The sequence below is a fragment of the Shewanella sp. 8A genome (genome assembly GCF_023475945.1).
GTDB classification, from domain to species: Bacteria; Pseudomonadota; Gammaproteobacteria; order Enterobacterales; family Shewanellaceae; genus Shewanella; species Shewanella xiamenensis.
Genome location: NZ_JAMDJP010000088.1, coordinates 1 through 920, shown reverse-complemented (window position 1 = coordinate 920; position 920 = coordinate 1). Strand labels below are relative to the sequence as shown.

1 pseudogene is annotated in these 920 nt (G+C 50.8%); it reads right to left on the bottom strand.

What is annotated here, in order from left to right:
• Window positions 1–920, bottom strand: a pseudogene (locus tag M0413_RS22625) (Ig-like domain-containing protein); the annotation flags it as partial.

Below are 920 nucleotides of genomic sequence, written 5' to 3'. Positions count from 1 at the left end.
CGTTGTGGCAATACCAAGCTATAGCTTTGGCCCTGTTGTGGCAGACCCGTCGCGATAAAGTCGAAAATACCGCCCACATTTGCGGCTAAAGCATCTTCAGCCACAGCTTCAGGCTGTAGCTGCACGCCGCTCTGTCCACGGTTTAGGGCAATATTTCCCAAACGTAAACAGACGCCCGCTTGCCCTTCAGCCAAGAAGTACACTGGCTGCAATTCACCTTCAGGCATCACATTACAGTCATTGTTTGCATCCAAATAATCTGGGATGCCATCACTATCGCTGTCGTTATAGCCTTCTTGAACATCAGGGATTAAATCGCCATCCGTATCGGCACTCGTCAATGCAGCTAAACTTGGACGCACTACGATGTACACTGTTTCGGTACTCGACAGCATAGGCGAACCATCATCGGTCGCTGTTAAGCTCACGGGATAAATCCCCGGCGTTACCGCGGCTGGAGAGAACATCATCCCTGTCGCATCCGCTTGCAAGCTTAACCCGCCGCTTGCCCACGTCAGCGTTAATGTATCTTGCTCATTGGCATCGGAGGCGGTAGCACGAATATGCACGTCGCCGCCATTTTGCGCGACTATCACCTGCTGTTGGCCAGCTTGAGTCACCGCCAAACTAACCTGTGGTGCAATATTGGCTTCGGTAATCACCACTTGGGTCTGCTGCTTACTACCAAGATTCAGGCTTGGGTCAAGGCTGATTAATACCTCTTCATTCCCTTCACTCACACCATCGTTCAAGGTAGTAAAGTGGATTTCTGCCATTTGTCCTGAGGCTATCTCCACTACGCCATCAACCAAATCATGGTCGCTACTGTCTGCCGTTCCTGACACTGTGTAAGGAATACTCAGCGGATAACTCGGTGCCTCACCATTGAGATGAACACTCACAGTCACTTGATTCCCTTC